We start from the raw sequence: 18,557 nt of genomic DNA, 5'->3' as shown, positions 1-18,557 counted from the left end.
AGGACGCAGTGAGTTTGAGGCCACGATAAGAGCCGCGCCCATGAGGCGCGGTTCGCATTTGCACGGAGTAGAAGCATGACCCGCATCGCCTTCATCGGCCTGGGCAACATGGGCGGCGGCATGGCCGCCAACCAGGCCAAGGCCCAGCATCACGTCAGCGCCTTCGACCTGTCGGCGGCGGCGCTGGAGAAGGCCGTGGCGGCCGGCTGCCACGCGGCGGGCTCGGTGGCCGAGGCGGTCAAGGACGCGCAGGTGGTGATCACCATGCTGCCGGCCGGGCCGCACGTGCGCGCGGTCTATGGCGAGCAGGTGCTGGCCCACGCGCCCAAGACCGCCTTGCTGATCGACTGCTCGACCATCGACGTCGAAAGCGCCCGGGCCGTGGCCGGGCAGGCGAGGGCGGCGGGCTTCCGCTTCGCCGACGCGCCGGTGTCGGGCGGGATCATGGCCGCCGAGGCCGGGACCCTGGCCTTCATGGTCGGCTGCGACGCGGCCGACTTCGCCGAGGTCGAGGCGGCGCTGGCCCCGATGTCGCGCGTGACGATCCACGCCGGCGACCACGGAGCGGGGCAGGCGGCCAAGATCTGCAACAACATGCTGCTGGGGATCTCGATGCTGGGAACCTGCGAGGCGTTCGCCCTGGCCGAGAAGCTGGGCCTGGCCGCCGACCGGTTCTTCGAGATCGCCAGCAAGTCGTCGGGCCAGTGCTGGTCGGTCTCGACCTATTGCCCGGTCCCGGGCGTGGGGCCCTCGACCCCGGCCGACCGCGGCTACGAGGGCGGCTTCGCCACGGCGATGATGCTCAAGGATCTGAAGCTGGCCCAGGAGGCGGCGGCCAAGGCCGGGGCCTCGACCCCGTTGGGGGCGCAGGCCGAGGCGCTTTACGCCCTGTTCGACGGTAACGGATTCGGCGGCAAGGACTTCTCGGCGGTGCTGCAGCTGTTACGCGGAAAGATCGCGGAGCTCGGTTGACTCAGCCTTCGCGAGAGTGATCTTTGAGGGCGCTGTTCGTTCACGAAGGCGACGCGTCCGTTCGCGCCTTAGGTTTCCGAGGTATGGGGTTTCCGAGGTATGGGGTTTCCGAGGTATGGGGTTTCCTAGGTAAATGTCCCTATGTGGACACGGCGCGTCGCTGGTGCGAAAAGCCAAGCCTTGAGAAGGGACCGATCGGACTCGTCAGGGTTCGTCGAGTGAAGACACCATGGATTACAAAGCCGCGTTCCGCAGCGCCGTCGATCAGATCCGCGACGAAGGCCGCTATCGGGTGTTCGCCGATGTGAAGCGCCATCGCGGCGCCTTCCCGCGCGCCACCTGGACCCGTCCGGACGGCGGCGAGAGCGAGATCGTGGTCTGGTGCTCGAACGACTATCTCGGCCAGGGCCAGAATCCCGTGGTGCTGGACGCCATGCACGCGGCGATCGACAACCACGGCTCGGGCTCGGGCGGCACGCGCAACATCTCGGGCACCAACCACCACCATGTCGAGCTGGAGGCCGAACTGGCCGACCTGCACGGCAAGGAAGCGGCCCTGCTGTTCACCTCGGGCTACGTCTCCAACGAGGCCAGCCTTTCGGCGCTGCAGAAGATCCTCCCGGGCCTGATCATCTTCTCCGACGCCCAGAACCACGCCTCGATGATCGCCGGCATCCGCAACGGCGGCTGCGAGCGTCACATCTTCCGCCACAACGACCTGGCGCACCTTGAGGAACTGCTGATCGCCGCGCCGGCCGACGCGCCCAAGCTGATCGCCTTCGAGAGCGTCTATTCGATGGACGGCGACATCGCCGACATGGCCGGAACGGTGGCCCTGGCCAAGAAGTACGGCGCGATGACCTATCTGGACGAGGTCCATGCCGTGGGCATGTACGGTCCGCGCGGCGGCGGCGTCGCCGAGCGCGACGGCCTGATGGACCAGATCGACATCATCGAGGGCACCCTGGGCAAGGCGTTCGGGGTGATGGGCGGCTACATCACCGGCGACACCGTGGTGGTGGACGCCATCCGCCTGGTCGCCTCGGGCTTCATCTTCACCACCTCGCTGCCGCCGGCCCTGACCGCCGGGGCGCTGGCCAGCGTGAAATATCTCAAGCAGCACCCGGAGGTTCGCGAGATCCACCAGGAGCGCGCCAAGACCCTGAAGGCGATGTTCAAGGCCGCCGGCCTGCCGGTGATGGAGAACGACAGCCACATCGTGCCGGTGCTGGTCGGCGATCCCGTCCACTGCAAGCTGATCAGCGACATGCTGCTGGCCGACCACGGCGTCTATGTTCAGCCGATCAACTATCCGACCGTGCCGCGCGGCACCGAGCGCCTGCGCTTCACGCCCACGCCGTTCCACACCGACGACATGATGCGCAAGCTGGTCGGGGCGATGGAAACCCTGTGGGCGCACTGCAACGTGGCCCGCATGGGCGGCCACGCCGCCTAAGAGGACGCCCGCTTCTTCGAAAACGCCTTACCGCCCCCGCATCCTGCCCTTGCCCAGACCGATCGACTTGGCGAAGTCGGAGCGGCGCTCGGCATAGGCCGGGGCCACCATCGGGTAGTCGCCGGGCAGGGACCACTTGCGACGGTATTCCTCGGGGCTCATGTCGTAGTGGGTGCGCAGGTAGCGCTTGAGCATCTTCAGTTTCTTGCCGTCTTCCAGGCAGACGATGTAGTCGCGCTGCACCGAGCGCGAGACCGGCACGGCCGGCTTGCCGCGTTCGACGGGCTGTTCGGCCTGCGAGGTTCCCAGGGCCGAGAGCGCGCCGTGGACCGACCGGATGAGCTCGGGGATCGCCGTGCGCGCCACCGTGTTCTGGGCGACGTAGGCCGCGACGATTCCAGCGCTGAGGCCCAGGATATCGATGTCGTCGTCGTTGGTCTCCGCCTCGCCGTACGCCGTCGCCATACTCGTCCCGCCCTGTCTTTCGAACTGCTTGGAAGTCGCCAAAACACCCGGTGCAGCCGTACTGGCGCCGGTCCCTCTCGCAACGCTTCGGCTTGGGACGAGGTTCCCGGATTGATCGCGGCGCGAAGGGGGGTAAAGAGAGCGCGACCGAACTCCGCCCGAGTCCGACCGAAACGACATCCTTCCAGTCTCCCAGCCCCAGGAGAGCGTCCATGACCGCACCGGCCACCAACATCACCGCCGACAAGAGCGCGTTCTTCGGGGCCGATCTGGCCGCGGCCGACCGTGACATCTTCGATCGCATCGGGCTGGAGCTGAACCGTCAGCAGAACCAGATCGAGCTGATCGCGTCGGAGAACATCGTCTCGCGCGCGGTGCTTGAGGCCCAGGGCTCGATCCTGACCAACAAGTACGCCGAGGGCTATCCGGGCAAGCGCTACTACGGCGGCTGCGAATATGTGGACGAGATCGAGACGATCGCCATCGAACGGGCCAAGGCCCTGTTCGGCGCCGGCTTCGCCAACGTCCAGCCGCACTCGGGCTCCCAGGCCAACCAGTCGGTGTTCATGGCGCTGCTGCAGCCGGGCGACACCTTCCTGGGCATGGACCTGGCGGCCGGCGGCCACTTGACCCACGGCTCGCCCGCCAACCAGTCGGGCAAGTGGTTCAAGCCGGTGTCCTACACCGTGCGCCAGCAGGACCAGCTGATCGACTACGACGCCGTCGAAGAGGTCGCCAAGGCCAACAAGCCCAAGCTGATCATCGCCGGGGGCAGCGCCTACAGCCGCCAGATCGACTTCGCCCGCTTCCGCCAGATCGCCGACGCGGTCGGCGCCTATCTGATGGTCGACATGGCCCACTTCGCGGGCCTGGTGGCCGGCGGCGTGTTCCCCAGCCCCATCCCGCACGCCCACGTGGTCACCACCACCACCCACAAGACCCTGCGCGGCCCGCGCGGCGGCATGGTGCTGACCAATGACGAGGCGATCATCAAGAAGGTCAATTCGGCGGTGTTCCCCGGCCTGCAGGGCGGTCCGCTGGAGCACGTGATCGCCGCCAAGGCCGTGGCCTTCGGCGAGGCGCTGCAGCCGGCCTTCAAGGCCTATGCCCAACAGGTCATCGACAACGCCAAGGCCCTGTCCGAAGCGCTGCAGACCCAAGGCGTCAACATCGTCTCGGGCGGCACCGACAGCCACCTGATGCTGGTCGACCTGCGGCCCAAGGGCGTGACCGGCCGCGACGCCGAGCATAGCCTCGAGCGCGCCCACATGACCTGCAACAAGAACGGCGTGCCGTTCGACACCGCGCCGTTCACCGTCACCTCGGGCATCCGCCTGGGCACCCCGGCCGGCACCACCCGCGGCTTCGGCACGGCCGAGTTCACGCGCGTCGGCCAGCTGATCGGCGAAGTGGTCAACGGTCTCGCGGCCAACGGTCCCGACGGCAACGCCGCGGTCGAGGCCAAGGTGCGCGAGGAAGTCCTGGCCTTGACGGCTCGGTTCCCGATCTACAACTAATAGATCCTATCGTGGTCGGGAGGGCCTAGATCATGCGCTGCCCGTTCTGCGGCCACATGGAAAGTCAGGTTAAGGACAGCCGCCCGTCGGAAGACGGCGCGGCCATCCGTCGGCGTCGGCTCTGTCCGGAGTGCGGCGGCCGCTTCACCACCTTCGAGCGGGTCCAGCTGCGCGAGCTGACCATCCTCAAGCGTTCGGGGCGGCGTTCGCCGTTCGACCGCGAGAAGCTGGTGCGCTCGATCTCGATCGCCACGCGCAAGCGCCCGGTCGATCCCGAGCGGGTCGAGCGGATGGTCAACGGCATCGTCCGCCAGCTGGAAAGCCAGGGCGAGACCGAGCTGCCGTCCTCGGCGGTGGGCGAGATGGTGATGAAGGCGCTGAAGTCGCTCGATGACGTCGCCTATGTCCGCTACGCCTCGGTCTATCGCGATTTCCGGGAAACTAGCGATTTCGCAAAGTTTCTGGGGCAGGAAGGTCTGAGCGACGTCGCCGAAGACGAGCTATAGGCGCATTCTACGATTCGATTGGGCGGCGGCGACGCCGCCATTCTACGATTTGGTTTCGGCGGCGACGCCGCCAGGACGACGATTCGATTTGGCGACGGCGCCGTTTGGTGCGAAGTGACCGGTCCCGTCGAGGAGAATTCAAAGGACTATGGTGGAAGACAAGATTCGCCTGCTGATCGTGGAAGCCCGGCGCTATTCGGGGCTTTCCGACGCTTTGCTGCAAGGCGCGGCGCAGGCGATCGACGCCCTGGGCGCCGAGTACGACGTGATCACCGTGTCCGAGTCGATGCAGATCCCGACCGCCGTCGCCCTGGCCGAGGAGGCCGGTCACCGGCCCGTTGGCGTGCGCTATGACGGGTTCGTGGCGCTGGGCGTCATCATCCGCGGCGAGACCTATCATTCCGAGATCATGGCCAACGAGACCGCGCGCGGGCTCAACGACCTGTCGTTCGGCAAGCGCCTGGCCATCGGCTACGGCGTGCTGACCGTCGAGGACGAGGACCAGGCCTGGAGCCGGGCCCGGGCGTCCGAGGGCGACCGGGGCGGCAAGGCCGCGCGGGAGTGTCTGGAGATCGTGGCCTTGAAGCGTCAATTGCTGGGACAAGCGCGATGAGCCGGGGCGATCGCATCCAGCCGCGCTCGGTGGCCCGCCTGGCCGCCGTCCAGGCCCTGTATCAGATGGAAGTCTCCGGCGTCGGCGTCGACGCGGTGGTCCGCGAGTTCTCCGAGCACCGCTTCGACCGTGACGTCGACGGCCCGGACGGCGACCGCCTGGCCCAGGCCGACGAGATCTTCTTCGCCGATCTGGCCAAGGGCGTCGTCGCCCATCAGGCCGGCATCGACCAGGCCATCGTCCGGCGTCTGGCCTCGGGCTGGAAGCTGGAGCGTCTGGACGCCACGGCCCGCGCGGTGCTGCGCTCGGGAGCCTATGAGCTGATGCACCGGCCCGACGTGCCCAAGGAGGTCGTGATCGACGAGTATGTCGAGATCGCCAAGTCTTTCTTCGAGGGACCGGAATCCGGTTTCATCAACGGCGCCCTGGACGCCATCGCGCGTGACGCCAGAAGCTGACGACGATTGGTTCGACGAACCGACGGCGCAAGCGCCGGCGGTCGACGAAGCGTGGTTCGACGAGGCCGCGACGCCCGCCGCCGCGCCGCCCGTCGACGAGTTCGGCCTGATCGAGCGGCTGCTGCGGCCGCTGACCCGCGGCGACGCCGCCGCGCTCAGCCTGCTGGACGACGCGGCCGTGCTGCCCTCGCGCCCCGGCTATGACCTGGTGATCACCAAGGACGCCATGGTGGCCGGCGTGCACTTCCTGGCCGGCGAGGACCTGGACGTGGTGGCCAAGCGGCTGCTGCGCACCAACCTGTCGGACCTGGCGGCCAAGGGCGCGGTTCCTTACGGCTATTTCCTGGCGGTGGGCTGGCCCTCGGGCACCACCCTGACCGACCGCGAGATCTTCGCGCGCGGCCTGGCCGAGGACGGCGAGTTGTATGACGTCAGCCTGCTGGGCGGCGACACGGTCGCCACCTCGGGCCCGATGGTGGTCTCGGCCACCTTCCTGGGCTGGGTGCCCAGCGGCGACGCGGTGCTGCGCAAGGGCGCCCGCATCGGCGACCGCCTGATGGTCAGCGGCACGATCGGCGACGGCTGGTTGGGCCTGCTGGCCCACTGGGGCGAGGTCGAGGATCCCGACGGCGGCCTGGTGCGGCGCTACCGCCTGCCGCCGCCGCGCCTGGCCATCCGCGACGCCCTGCGCGCCTACGCCCGCGCCGCCGCCGACGTCTCCGACGGCCTGCTGGCCGACGCGGCTCACGTGGCCAAGGCCAGCGGCCTGCGGGTCAAGGTCGACCTGGACCGCCTGCCGCTGTCGCCCGGCGCCCGCCATTGGCTGGGCGCCCAGCCCGAAGCCGGCGAGGCGCGGATGTCGCTGGCCTCGGGCGGCGATGACTACGAGATCGTCTGCGCCGTCGATCCCACCGACGTGGCCGCCTTCCAGGCCGCCGCCATGGCCGCCGGCGTCCCCGTGCGCGACATCGGCGAGTTCGTGGAGGGCGAGGGGATCTGCGCCCTGTTCAAGGGCAAGGACATCACCCCGGAACGGCTGGGCTGGCTGCACGGGTAGTGCATTGCGCTCAAGGCTGCGCGAATTCTCGAGCTTGCTGAGGGCATAGCTTCACTTCGCAACAATCACTGATTGTTTAGATGCTATGTAAAGTTGCGCGAACTTGGGCCGGCGTTCCAAATATTTGTTAGAGAATCTCAGATGTCCCTCATTTCAGCATTGCAATTAGTGGGCGCGAGAATTCGGTGAAAGCGTGACCTTTCCTTGGGGGAGGTTGCGATGTTTAGGAATTTTCTTGGAGTGATGGCTCTCGCGTCGATAATCGCGACGGGAGCTGGCGCGGCGTCTCAGACAGACGCTCAAATCCGCCAAGCGATAATTCAGCAATCGATCGCGAACTATCCTGGAAATTGCCCTTGTCCGTATAACTCGGCGCGCAATGGCAGTTCCTGTGGTGGACGCAGCGCCTGGAGCCGAGGCGGTGGCTATGCGCCGATGTGCTACCCGTCAGACATCTCAAAGGCCGAGGTGGACGCCTATCGACGTTCGCGGCCTTGAAGGCGAGGGCATGGCGCTCCGCGCCACGTCGGTAGCGAAACCTCAAGCCTTCCCGGTTAAGCCAACAGGCATGACCCGTCCTTCGCCCATCGCCCGTCGCGCCTTCCTGACCGTCTCGCTGGCCCTGCTGGCGACGCCGGCCTTCGCGCGGTCGGCTAAAAAGGAGAAGAAGGGCGGCAAGGAGGGCGAGGACGAGGAGGCGGCCGATCCGGTGATCAAGCTGCAGCCGATGGCCCTGCCGGTCATCGCCGGCGGCAGGCTGATCAACTACGTCTTCGTGCAGATGGCCATCACCCTGAAGCCCGGCCTGCCGACCGCGGTCTTCGAGGGCAAGGAGCCGATGCTGCGCGACGCCATCGTCCGCGAGGCCCACGCCAAGCCGTTCATGCGCCCCGACAGCTATGTCGCCCTCGACGAGGCCCGGCTGAAGGCCTCGGTCCTGCGCCAGACCAACGGCCTGATCGGACCGGGCAAGGTGGCGCTGATCACGGTCGTCAAGCAGACGCCGCGCAACTTCGTTCCGCCGCCGGCCAAGCCCGTCGCGCAAGCCCGGGCCGCGCCCAGCGCCGCGCCGGCCGGCGACACCAATATCGTCCCTTAGCGCTCGCGGGACGCCTGGCGGGCCCCGCGAGCCCGCGGACCTAACTGAACGCCGTTCCCGCAATCGGTTGACACTCGCCGGTCATTTGGCACTGTCACGCCCTTGGCGTCTTAACGACGCCATCAGGGAGCATCGAGGGGGCATGAGGCCATAGGCCCGCCCGTCGTGCGGCCGGGGGCGGTCTCTTCGATCGTAGTCCTGTCGAAGCGGCGACCCTCTCGTGATTGAAACGCGAATGAGGGCGACTTACCGATGAGTTCTTGGCTTTACGTGGCCATAGGGGCCGGACTGCTGGCGGTGCTGTACGGCGCCGTGCAGACGGCGTCTCTGATGCGGGCTTCGCCCGGCAATGCGAAGATGCAGGAGATCGCCGCGGCGATCCAGGAAGGGGCCCAGGCCTATCTGAACCGCCAGTACACGACGATCGCCATCGTCGGCGTGGTGGTCATCGCCTTGCTGAGCTTCTTCTTCAAGTCGTGGGAACAGCCGGTCGGCTTCGCCCTGGGCGCGATCCTGTCGGGCGCGGCCGGCTTCGCGGGCATGTTGATCTCGGTGCGCGCCAACGTCCGCACCGCTCAGGCCTCGTCCGAGAGCCTGGCCAAGGGCCTGTCGATGGCCTTCACCTCAGGCGCCGTCACCGGCATGCTGGTGGCGGGCTTCGCCCTGATCGGCGTGGCCGGTTACTTCGCCGTGCTGCTGAAGACGGGCCATGCGGGCACCGACCGCGTGGTGGTCGATTCGCTGGTCTCGCTGGGCTTCGGCGCCAGCCTGATCTCGATCTTCGCCCGTCTGGGCGGCGGTATCTTCACCAAGGGCGCCGACGTGGGCGGCGATCTGGTGGGCAAGGTCGAGGCCGGCATTCCGGAAGATGACCCGCGCAACGCCGCGACCATCGCCGACAACGTCGGCGACAACGTCGGCGACTGCGCCGGCATGGCCGCCGACCTGTTCGAGACCTATGCGGTGACCACGGTCGCCACCATGGTGCTGGCGGCGATCTTCTTCCGCGGCACCGAAGCGGTGTCGTCGATGATGCTGCTGCCGCTGGCCATCTGCGCCGTCTGCATCGTGACCTCGATCATCGGCTCGTTCGCCGTGCGCCTGGGCAAGAAGCAGAACATCATGGGCGCCCTCTACCAGGGCCTGATCGTCACCGGCGCGCTGTCCATTCCGGCGGTGGGCTGGGTGATCTTCCAACTGGTGCCCGAGGCCGTCACGGTCGGCGCCAAGACCTTCGGCGCGGCCGACCTGTTCCACTGCGGCCTGGTCGGCCTGGCGGTCACCGCCGCCATCGTGGTGATCACCGAATACTACACCGGCACCAACTTCCGTCCGGTGAAGTCGGTGGCCCAGGCCTCGGTCTCCGGTCACGGCACCAACGTGATCCAGGGCCTGGCCATGTCGCTGGAATCCACGGCCCTGCCGGCCCTGACCATCATCGTCGGCATCCTGGTGACCTATAACCTGGCGGGCCTGTTCGGCATCGCCATCGCCACCACCACCATGCTGTCCCTGGCCGGCTTCATCGTCGCCCTGGACGCCTTCGGCCCGGTCACCGACAACGCCGGCGGCATCGCGGAAATGGCCGGCCTGCCGCCGGAAGTCCGCGTCACCACCGACGCCCTGGACGCCGTGGGCAACACCACCAAGGCCGTGACCAAGGGCTACGCCATCGGTTCGGCCGGCCTGGGCGCCCTGGTGCTGTTCGCCGCCTACACCGAGGACCTGAAGTTCTTCTCGGCGCACGCCGAGGCGGGCAGCTTCTTCGACGGCATGGGTCCGGTGACCTTCGATCTGTCCAACCCCTATGTCGTGGTCGGCCTGCTGTTCGGGGGGCTGCTGCCCTTCCTGTTCGGCGGCATGTCGATGACGGCCGTGGGCCGGGCGGCCGAGTCGGTCGTGGCCGAGGTGCGCCGTCAGTTCCGCGAGAACCCGGGCATCATGACCTACGAGACCAAGCCGGAATACGGCAAGGCCGTGGACATCCTGACCAAGGCGGCGATCCGCGAGATGATCGTGCCCAGCCTGCTGCCGGTGGTTTCGCCGGTGGTGCTGTTCTTCGTGATCAAGGCCATCGCCGGCAAGGTCGACGCCTTCGCGTCGCTGGGCGCCATGCTGATGGGCGTGATCGTCACCGGCCTGTTCGTCGCTATCTCGATGACCAGCGGCGGCGGCGCCTGGGACAACGCCAAGAAGGTGATCGAGGAAGGCTTCACCGACAAGGACGGCGTCCTGCACAAGAAGGGCGGCGACACCCACAAGGCCGCCGTCACCGGCGACACCGTCGGCGACCCCTACAAGGACACCTCGGGTCCCGCCGTGAACCCGATGATCAAGATCACCAACATCGTGGCCCTGCTGCTGCTGGCGGTCCTGGCCCACGGCGTCTGATCGACACCGAAGACCTGACATGACGACGCCCCGGAGGTCTCCCTCCGGGGCGTTTTCATTTGGGCGCTCGGATCGAGCGGCCTAGCTGCGGCGACCGTCGTGACGATCGTTGTGGTCGTAACGGTCGTGGCGATCATCGCGGTCGCGACGTTCCATCTGGATCTGGCGGCTCAGGCGGTCGAAGCGGGCGTCCAGGTCGGCGCGCTCGCGCATCGACAGGCCGTGCGACCGGCGATAGGTGGCCTCCAGACGGCTGAGCGAGCGGAATTCGCCGCGCAGGCGCAGGGCTTCCGAGCGGGTCAGGGAGCCGTTGCGGACGCCCACGTCGATGCGGTGCTCCAGATTGGCCTGACGCTGGTTGATCGGCTGCCACGGGGCGGCCTGGGCGGCCAGGGGAGCGGCCGCGACGGTGGCTAGGGCGGCCAGGGCGAAAAGAGTGCGCTTCATGGTGTTTAGTCTCCGACGATGTCCTGTCGGGCGCCCGACGCGTCCGATGGAGGCCATAAGGCGCTTGGCCACCTGAACGTTCCCGGTGTCGGGCGTTGTGCTGCGTTCATGCGGCGGGTTGTCGCTGTGGTGGGGCAGGGCGGTGAACGGAACGTCGCCGCCGCCGTTCTCCCCCCGGGGCCAAGCTTGTGGCCGGCGGGGTGATAAAGCATGACGTTGCAGCAGGGACTGTCCTTCGGCCTGATCGGCGCGACGGTGCTTTGCTTCATCTGGGGTCGATGGCGCTACGACTTGGTCGCCCTGGGCGCCCTGGCCGTCGGGCTGTTGTTCGGGCTCATCCCGATCAAGTCGGCCTTCGACGGCTTTTCCAACGACATCGTGGTGATCATCGCAAGCGCCCTGGTGCTGAGCGCCGCGATATCGCGGTCGGGCCTGGTCGACACCCTGATGGCGCCGCTGCTGCCGCACCTGAAGGACGAGCGCACCCAAGTGCCCGTGCTGTCCACGGTCACGACCCTGCTGTCGATGGCCACCAAGAACGTCGGGGCCCTTGCGCTGATGATGCCTTCGGCCCTGCGCATCGCCCGCAACACCGGCGTGTCGCCCGGGCGGCTGCTGATGCCGATGTCGTTCGGCTCCCTGGTCGGCGGCCTGGCCGTGCTGGTCGGCACCTCGCCCAACATCATCGTTTCGGAAGTGCGGCACGAGGCCCTGGGCGAGCCCTTCGCCATGTTCGACTTCATGCCCGTGGGCGGGACCCTGGCGGTGCTGGCGATCCTGTACCTGGCCTTCGCCTACCGCCTGCTGCCCAAAGGCCGCACCGCGGCCATCGACATCGACGCGGCCCTGGCCGCCAACGCCTATGTCACCGAGGTGGAGATCCCCGACGGCTGGACCTTCGAGCAGTCGCGGATCGCCGATCTGCGGAAGGCGGCGGGGGAGGCGGTGGCCGTCGTGGCCCTGCTGCGCGACCGCCGGCGGATCGCCTCGCCGCATCCCAACCGCAAGCTGTTGCCGGGCGATGTGCTGCTGCTCGAAGGACAGCAGCAAGAACTGAACGAACTGATCGTCAAGGCCAGGCTGAAGCTGAGCGACGCCGACCGCCCCGTCGTGATGGAGGAGCCGACCGACGAGGTGCGGGTGGTCGAGGCGGTGATCGGCGCGGAGTCCGACCTGATCGGCCAGACGGCCAAGAGCCTGGCGCTGAATCACACCTATGGCGTCAATCTGCTGGGCGTCAGTCGCGCCGGCTACCGGATGGCCGGACGGCTGGCCACGGTGCGGATGAAGGCTGGCGACGTCCTTGTGCTGCAAGGCGCCGAACAGAAGCTCCCGACGGCTTTGCAGGCCTTGGGCTGCCTGCCGTTGGCCGAGCGCGAGGTGCGGCTGGGCGGCATGCGTCACGCCCTGCTGCCGACCGCGATCCTGGCCGTGGCCATGCTGCTGGTCGCCTTCGGCGTGCTGCCGGTGGCCGGGGGCTTCTTCGCGGCCGCTGTCCTTGTGGTGGCCACCGGCGCCCTGCGGATGCGCGAGGCCTATGCGGCGCTGGACGCCCCCGTGCTGGTGCTGGTGGCGGCCCTGATCCCGGTCAGCGACACGGTCCAGGCCAGCGGCGGCACCGACCTGATCGCCGGCTGGCTGTCGGGCGCGTTCCACGGCCTGCCGCCGCTGCTGACCCTGACGGCGATGATGGCCGTGGCCATGGCGGCCACGCCGTTCCTGAACAACGCCGCCACGGTGCTGATCGTCGCCCCGATCGGCCTGGGCCTGGCCAAGCATCTGGGTCTCAGTCCGGACCCGTTCCTGATGGCGGTGGCGGTCGGGGCGGGCTGCGACTTCCTCACGCCGGTCGGCCACCAGTGCAACACGCTGGTGCTGGGACCGGGAGGGTATCGGTTCGGCGACTACGCCAGGCTGGGGGCGCCGCTCACGGTGCTGATCCTGGTCGTGGCCCCCAGCCTGATCGCGCTGGTCTGGCCGCTCACCGGCCGATGATCAGTAGATGTCTTCGGGATTGAGGATCGGCTCGGGGGCGGCGTGGCCGCTGGCGTCGGTGAAGACCTGGGGGGCGGCCGTCTCGGCGACGCCGCGCCGTTCATCGCCCAGGTAGTCATGGTCGATCTTGCGGCGGCGGCAGGGGCCGAAATAGGCCCCGACCCGGACGAATTCACGCGGGTTGTTGATCACCTCGTTGACCCGATGCAGCACGCCCCGCGCGGTGAGGGGCTTGGCCAGGAATTCGGTGACCCCGGCCTGGACGGCTTCGTCGAGGCTGGCGCGGGTGGCGTGGCCGGTGACCATGATGATGGGGACATAGGGATTGTTGCTGGCCGGCGAGGTGCGCACCCAGCGGACGAAGGCCAGGCCGTCGACCGGCTGCATCTTCAGGTCGGTGAAGATGATGTCGATTTCGCGCTCGGTGACGATCTTCAGCGCTTCGACGCCGTCGTTGGCCTCGAGAATCTTGCGGATGCCCAGCGATTTCAGGACCGCGCCGATGATCTCGCGCATCGGCGCGTTGTCATCGATGATGAGCACCGTCAACGGACGCAGATCGGGCGCGCTCAAGGGTCATCCTCCCGGAAAGTCGCGGCGTCACGGTACGTCGCCGCAGCCTTGCTTCCTGGGATTGTATCGAGCTCGTCGTTTAGAAACCGTTGACGCGACGGCAAATTGTCGCGGAATTTCAGCCGCTTATGCTTAACGAGTTGTGCGGCGAAACCTTCCCTCGGAGAAGGCGTCTAGCGACGGTCCTGCGGGCGGTTGCCGGGGGACTCGTCGTCTTGCGGCAGCATGCCGCCGCGGCCGACATTGCCCAGCAGCTGTTCGAGGATCGTCATCTCGCGGCCGCGGGTCGGGGTCTCATGGCCGTTGTAGGCGATGACCTTGCCGTCCTTCAGCGTGTAGGTGTCGACCGAGGCGACCTTTTCGTCGGTCGGATTGAACTTGATCGCCACCACGTCGCGCTTGATCACCCGCGGCCTGTAGAAGGCCACGCGGTCGGTGGTCTGCGAGATGTAGTACCAGGCGTTCTGGTCGAAGGTGGACGTGGCCGAGGGCGAGCCCAGCTTTTCCGTCACCGTCGACTTGGTGTCCTCGCCGACCTTCATGTCGACAGGCTTGGCCTCGATGGCCTGGAAGCCCGAATAGCTCGTCAGCGGCGTGCAGCCCCCGGCGACGACGGCGAGGCCGATGACGGCGGCGGCGAGAACGGCAGGACGAAACATTGAGGCTCCGGAACCTAGGCAGGCTGACTTTGACCTATCGCCCGCGCGGGCTTAGTTCAATGGTCCGCGTGGATTGAACGGCTAACTAGTTCCGTGTCGCGGCGAAATCGAGGCGAAGTGATGTTTCTGGACCGGCTGCTCAAACCCAGGCCCGCCAAGGCGGCGGGGGGCAAACTCTATGCGTCGGCGGTGGCTCAGGCCCGTTCTCCGGCGTTTTACGCCCAGATGGGCGTGCACGATTCGATGGAGGGCCGGTTCGAGCTGTTCACCCTGCACGTGGCGCTGCTGCTGGAGCGGTTGAAGGGCCAGGGCGACTCGGCGGCCGAGGTCTCGCAGGAGACCTTCAACGCCTATACGCGCGGCCTGGACGACGCCTTCCGCGAGATCGGCGTGTCCGACACCGCCGTCGGCAAGAAGATGAAGAAGCTGGTCGGGGCCGCCTATGGCCGCCTCAAGGCGTTCGACGAGGCGGCGACCGCCTTGCCCGACCGATCGGTGCTGAGCGCCGCCCTGGCCCGCACCGCCTTCGAGGAGCGCGGCGAGGGCGACGTGGCGGGCCTGACCGACTATGTGGTCGCCGCGCGCGACCGATTGGCGGCCCAGCCGCTCGAGACCTTGCTGCAAGGAGAGGCCCAATGGCCGAAGGCGTGATCGATCCCTGGCCCAGCGCGGTCTCCCTGGGCCGGGTGAGCCGCGGCGGCGTGGATCTGCGATTCGAGCCGGACGAAGCCGCGCGCCGCGAGATCGCCAAGACCCTGGGCCTGGTTTCGCTGGAATCGCTGACCGCCGAGGTCTTCCTGCGGCCCTGGATGGACGGCGCCGAGGTCTCGGGCCTGATCCGCGCCCGGGTGACCCAGGTGTGCAGCGTCTCGGCCGACGAGTTCGAGGAGCCGGTCGAATCGCGGTTCAGCGTCCACGTCCTGCCGGCCGACAGCGAATACGCCCCCCCGGACGAGGACGCCGGCGGCGAACTGGGCCTGGATCCGGAGGGCGACGATCCCCCCGACGTGCTCGAAGGCGAGACCATCGATGTCTCGGCCTATGTGATCGAGCACCTGGCCCTGGAGCTGGATCCGTTTCCCCGCAAGCCGGGCGCGGTGTTCCAGCCGCCGGCCGAGCCGGTGGACCTTTCGCCCTTCGCGGCCCTGAAAAAGCTGAAGGGAGACCCCGACACCGGGGGCGAGGGGGCCTGAAATGGCCGATTCCTTCCGCTTGCGTGATATTCCCGCGGCTGTATCGTCCCGCCGCCTTGCCCTGACCTTTGAAGGGGCGGTGCGCCGCTTCAGGAGCCGATAGCGCCTCGTGCCTCACCCCGTAGTCATTTCGATCGACGCCATGGGCGGGGATCACGGCCCGTCCGTGATCGTTCCGGCCGTGGCGCTCGCCGCCAAGAGCCTTCCCGACGTCCGCTTCCTGCTGCATGGCGACGAAGCCCAGCTGAACGCCCAACTGGCCAAGTTCCCGGCCGCCCGGGCGGTCAGCGAGGTGCGTCACACCGACAAGGCCATCTCGATGGAGGAAAAGCCCGCCCAGGCCATGCGCCGGGGCAAGGGCACCAGCCTCTGGAACGCGGTCGAGGCGATCCGGGCCGGCGAGGCCGCCGCCTGCGTTTCGGCCGGCAACACCGGCGCCCTGATGGCGATCTCCAAGCTGATCCTGCGCATGGGCGCCAATCTTGAGCGGCCGGCGATCGTGGCCAGCTGGCCGACGATGCAGGGCGTCTCGGCCGTGCTCGACGTCGGCGCCAATATCGAGAGCGACGCCAAGCAACTGATCGAGTTCGCGATCATGGGCGCGGCCTTCCACCACGCGGTGCACGGCTCGGTGCGCCCGACCGTGGGCCTGCTCAATGTCGGGTCCGAGGACCAGAAGGGCCATGAGGACGTGCGCGAGGCGCACGCCATCCTCAAGGAGACCAAGCTGGACTTCGACTATCGCGGCTTCGTCGAGGGCACGGACATCGCCAAGGGCACCGTCGACGTGGTCGTCACCGACGGCTTCACCGGCAACGTGGCCCTGAAGACCGCCGAGGGCCTGGCCCGGTTCTTCGCGGCCGAGATCAAGTCGACCCTGACCTCCGGCCCGCTGGCCATGATGGGGGCGGTGATCGCCTCGGGCGCGCTGAAGAAGATGCGCCGGCGCCTGGATCCCGGCCGGGTCAACGGCGGCCCGCTGCTGGGCCTCAACGGCATCGTGGTCAAGAGCCACGGCGGGGCGGACGCCATCGGCTACGCCTCGGCCATCCGCGTGGCGGTGGACCTGGTCCGCAGCGACTTCTCGGCCGAGATCGACCGCAACTTGAAACGCCTGACGGAAACCGGCCTTAGGTCCGGTGTAGAAGAAACGGCCGGAGGCGTGTCGGGCGCCGAGGGCCAGGGAGCTTCCGAGTGAGCGTAATTCGTAGCGCCGTCACCGGCGTCGGAGCCTATCTGCCGGACAACATCGTCACCAACGATCAGTTGGCCGAGACCGTCGACACCAGCGACGCCTGGATCGTCGAGCGGACGGGCATCCGCCAGCGCCACATGGTGGCCGACGACCAGCCGGTCTCCGACCTGGCCTTCCGCGCCGCCCAGCAGGCGCTGGAGCGGGCCGGCAAGACCGCGGCCGACGTCGACCTGATCATCGTCGCCACCACCACCCCGGACATGACCTTCCCGGCCACCGCCACCATCGTCCAGCGCAAGCTGGGCGCGCCGGTCGGCATCGCCTTCGACGTCCAGGCCGTCTGCTCGGGCTTCGTCTACGCGCTCAGCGTCGCCGACGGCTTCGTGGCGCGCGGCCACGCCAAGTGCGCCGTGGTGATCGGGGCCGAGGCCATGACCCGGCTGATGGACTGGACCGACCGCGGCACCTGCGTGCTGTTCGGAGACGGGGCCGGGGCGGTGGTGCTGGAGCCCCGCGAAGGGCAGGGGACCACGGCCGACCAGGGCTTGCTGGGCTTCGCCCTGCGCGCCGACGGGACCAAGCAGGAGTTGCTCTATGTCGACGGCGGTCCGTCGACCACGGGCACGGTGGGCAAGCTGCGCATGCTGGGCAACCAGGTGTTCAAGCACGCGGTGATCAACATCTCCGAGGCGATACACGCCGCGGCCGAGGCCGCGCACGTGACGATTCCCGAGGTCGACTGGTTCATCCCGCACCAGGCCAACCAGCGGATCCTGGCCGGCGTCGCTCATCGGGTGGGCATCGACGAGGACAAGGTGATCTCGACGGTCGCCCTGCACGCCAACACCTCGGCCGCCTCGATCCCCCTGGCCTTCGCCCAGGGAATCGCCGACGGCCGCATCAAGCCGGGCCAGCTGCTGCTGCTCGAGGCGATGGGCGGCGGACTGACTTGGGGCGCCTGCGTTCTGCGACTTTAAGGCCAAGCTTGCCCATTTTCGGCCGTCAGCTTGCGCTATCGTCTCAAGTCTTGGCGCTCAGCCTTTGACTCCATGCGATAATCGCGGCATGCAGGCTTGAGTTGATGTGAGCGCGTAGCGGAAACGTGGGGCTCCGCCCTGTCGGACGCGGACGCTCTGGGGTTTGTCGATCAAGCGTAAGGGGGCGTCATGAAAGGCGCGACATTGACCCGGGCCGATCTCTGCGAGGCGGTCCATGAGGAAGTTGGTCTAACTCGCCAGGATTGCGCGGGTCTGGTCGAACGCACCCTGGATCTGGTCGCCGAGGCGCTTGAGCAGGGCGAAACGGTCAAGCTTTCCGGCTTCGGCGTCTTCCAGGTGCGCGACAAGCGGGCCCGCATGGGGCGCAATCCCAAGACAGGAGAGCCCGCCGAGATCGAGCCCCGCCGGGTGATCGGTTTCCGGGCCTCGCAAGTCATGAAGGCGCGAATCGACCGCGCCTTGGGCGGCTAAGGGGAAATCACGCGGTGGCGAAGGGGCCCAACGCCTTCCGCACGATTTCCGAAGCCGCCGAAGAGTTGGGCGTGCCGCAGCACGTCCTGCGCTTCTGGGAAACCAAGTTCTCGTTCATTCGCCCGATGAAACGGGCCGGCGGCCGGCGGTTCTACCGTCCGCAGGACATCGCCGTGCTGAGCGGCGTGCGCGCCCTGCTGCACGCCGAGGGCTACACGATCAAGGGCGTGCAGAAGCTGCACCGCGAGCAGGGCCTGACCCATGTGATCGCCGCGGGGCTGGGCGACAACGGCTCGGCCTCGCTGGACGGCCTGACCGCCGCCGGGCCGATCGATTCGTCTCCGCGCGGCGAGCTGGCCGAGGAGGCGCGGGGCCGGCTGGTCCTGGCGCTGGACGACCTGCAGGCCGTCAAAGCCCGCCTGGACGGGCTTTTGCGGGGCCTCTGAAGCCCGCTTCAAATCCCTGGGAATTGACCGAGAAATCCCATTGCTC

At 67.9% G+C, this 18,557-nt stretch carries 19 protein-coding genes and 1 pseudogene; 16 read left to right on the top strand and 4 right to left on the bottom strand.

What is annotated here, in order from left to right; all coding sequences use genetic code 11:
• Positions 1-63: 63 nt before the first annotated feature.
• Together mmsB and hemA are read left to right on the top strand one after the other, a co-directional pair.
• Positions 64-972: pseudogene (gene mmsB / locus ASD38_RS14410) on the top strand (3-hydroxyisobutyrate dehydrogenase); the annotation flags it as partial.
• Positions 973-1,201: 229 nt separating this feature from the next.
• Positions 1,202-2,428, top strand: coding sequence for a 5-aminolevulinate synthase (gene hemA / locus ASD38_RS14405; protein ID WP_056444765.1), 1,227 nt, complete (start codon positions 1,202-1,204; stop codon positions 2,426-2,428).
• Between the two features lie 27 nt (positions 2,429-2,455).
• On the opposite strand, the gene ASD38_RS14400 is transcribed toward hemA, so the two are convergent.
• Positions 2,456-2,893, bottom strand: a complete 438-nt coding sequence (locus ASD38_RS14400; protein ID WP_056444763.1) for a MucR family transcriptional regulator — start codon at positions 2,891-2,893, stop codon at positions 2,456-2,458.
• A gap of 212 nt (positions 2,894-3,105) precedes the next feature.
• Here ASD38_RS14400 and glyA point away from each other — a divergent pair, with 212 nt between their 5' ends.
• The 7 genes from glyA to ASD38_RS14365 all read left to right on the top strand — a co-directional run bounded on the left by glyA (position 3,106) and on the right by ASD38_RS14365 (position 10,534).
• A complete protein-coding gene (glyA, locus tag ASD38_RS14395) occupies positions 3,106-4,410 on the top strand; it encodes a serine hydroxymethyltransferase (RefSeq protein ID WP_056444760.1) in 1,305 nt (434 codons plus the stop codon).
• 32 nt (positions 4,411-4,442) lie between these two features.
• On the top strand, positions 4,443-4,916 hold the full coding sequence (nrdR, locus tag ASD38_RS14390) for a transcriptional regulator NrdR (RefSeq protein ID WP_056444757.1): 474 nt from the start codon (positions 4,443-4,445) through the stop codon (positions 4,914-4,916).
• Positions 4,917-5,064: 148 nt separating this feature from the next.
• Positions 5,065-5,529: a 6,7-dimethyl-8-ribityllumazine synthase gene (locus ASD38_RS14385; RefSeq protein WP_056444754.1), complete on the top strand. Its 465-nt coding sequence runs from the start codon at positions 5,065-5,067 to the stop codon at positions 5,527-5,529.
• Positions 5,526-5,987: a transcription antitermination factor NusB gene (nusB, locus tag ASD38_RS14380; protein ID WP_056444751.1), complete on the top strand. Its 462-nt coding sequence runs from the start codon at positions 5,526-5,528 to the stop codon at positions 5,985-5,987. The genes ASD38_RS14385 and nusB overlap by 4 nt, the downstream gene beginning before the upstream one ends.
• On the top strand, positions 5,896-7,044 hold the full coding sequence (gene thiL / locus ASD38_RS14375; protein WP_056444748.1) for a thiamine-phosphate kinase: 1,149 nt from the start codon (positions 5,896-5,898) through the stop codon (positions 7,042-7,044). Before nusB ends, thiL begins: the two co-directional genes overlap by 92 nt.
• Before the next feature lie 568 nt (positions 7,045-7,612).
• Positions 7,613-8,143: a hypothetical protein gene (locus ASD38_RS14370; RefSeq protein WP_056460879.1), complete on the top strand. Its 531-nt coding sequence runs from the start codon at positions 7,613-7,615 to the stop codon at positions 8,141-8,143.
• Positions 8,144-8,395: 252 nt separating this feature from the next.
• Positions 8,396-10,534: a sodium-translocating pyrophosphatase gene (locus ASD38_RS14365; protein WP_056444742.1), complete on the top strand. Its 2,139-nt coding sequence runs from the start codon at positions 8,396-8,398 to the stop codon at positions 10,532-10,534.
• An 81-nt stretch (positions 10,535-10,615) separates the two neighbouring features.
• Here the strand turns inward: ASD38_RS14365 and ASD38_RS14360 are convergent, their stop codons facing one another.
• A complete protein-coding gene (locus ASD38_RS14360; protein WP_056460876.1) occupies positions 10,616-10,981 on the bottom strand; it encodes a hypothetical protein in 366 nt (121 codons plus the stop codon).
• 210 nt (positions 10,982-11,191) lie between these two features.
• Between ASD38_RS14360 and ASD38_RS14355 the strand changes: the two genes are divergently transcribed.
• On the top strand, positions 11,192-12,976 hold the full coding sequence (locus ASD38_RS14355) for an SLC13 family permease (protein ID WP_056460873.1): 1,785 nt from the start codon (positions 11,192-11,194) through the stop codon (positions 12,974-12,976).
• Here the strand turns inward: ASD38_RS14355 and ASD38_RS14350 are convergent, their stop codons facing one another.
• Positions 12,977-13,549, bottom strand: a complete 573-nt coding sequence (locus ASD38_RS14350; RefSeq protein WP_082554845.1) for a response regulator — start codon at positions 13,547-13,549, stop codon at positions 12,977-12,979.
• 173 nt (positions 13,550-13,722) lie between these two features.
• Complete coding sequence (locus ASD38_RS14345) at positions 13,723-14,208, bottom strand: outer membrane protein assembly factor BamE (RefSeq protein ID WP_056444733.1); 486 nt, start codon at positions 14,206-14,208, stop codon at positions 13,723-13,725.
• A gap of 120 nt (positions 14,209-14,328) precedes the next feature.
• Here ASD38_RS14345 and ASD38_RS14340 point away from each other — a divergent pair, with 120 nt between their 5' ends.
• The 6 genes from ASD38_RS14340 (at position 14,329) to ASD38_RS14315 (ending at position 18,511) form a co-directional block, all read left to right on the top strand.
• Positions 14,329-14,859: a ubiquinol-cytochrome C chaperone family protein gene (locus tag ASD38_RS14340; protein WP_056444730.1), complete on the top strand. Its 531-nt coding sequence runs from the start codon at positions 14,329-14,331 to the stop codon at positions 14,857-14,859.
• A complete protein-coding gene (locus ASD38_RS14335) occupies positions 14,844-15,401 on the top strand; it encodes a YceD family protein (RefSeq protein ID WP_056460870.1) in 558 nt (185 codons plus the stop codon). The genes ASD38_RS14340 and ASD38_RS14335 overlap by 16 nt, the downstream gene beginning before the upstream one ends.
• 142 nt (positions 15,402-15,543) lie before the next feature.
• A complete protein-coding gene (gene plsX, locus ASD38_RS14330) occupies positions 15,544-16,599 on the top strand; it encodes a phosphate acyltransferase PlsX (protein ID WP_056460867.1) in 1,056 nt (351 codons plus the stop codon).
• A complete protein-coding gene (locus ASD38_RS14325) occupies positions 16,596-17,573 on the top strand; it encodes a beta-ketoacyl-ACP synthase III (protein WP_056444723.1) in 978 nt (325 codons plus the stop codon). Before plsX ends, ASD38_RS14325 begins: the two co-directional genes overlap by 4 nt.
• A 189-nt stretch (positions 17,574-17,762) precedes the next feature.
• A complete protein-coding gene (locus tag ASD38_RS14320; RefSeq protein ID WP_029915189.1) occupies positions 17,763-18,065 on the top strand; it encodes an integration host factor subunit alpha in 303 nt (100 codons plus the stop codon).
• A gap of 14 nt (positions 18,066-18,079) precedes the next feature.
• Positions 18,080-18,511 carry a MerR family transcriptional regulator gene (locus ASD38_RS14315; protein ID WP_056444720.1) on the top strand — a complete coding sequence of 144 codons (432 nt, stop codon included), beginning with the start codon at positions 18,080-18,082 and terminating at the stop codon, positions 18,509-18,511.
• The last annotated feature ends 46 nt before the right edge of the window (positions 18,512-18,557 follow it).

The sequence above is a fragment of the Caulobacter sp. Root487D2Y genome, assembly GCF_001427165.1.
Lineage (GTDB): Bacteria > Pseudomonadota > Alphaproteobacteria > Caulobacterales > Caulobacteraceae > Caulobacter.
This window is presented reverse-complemented; position numbering and strand designations above follow the sequence as displayed.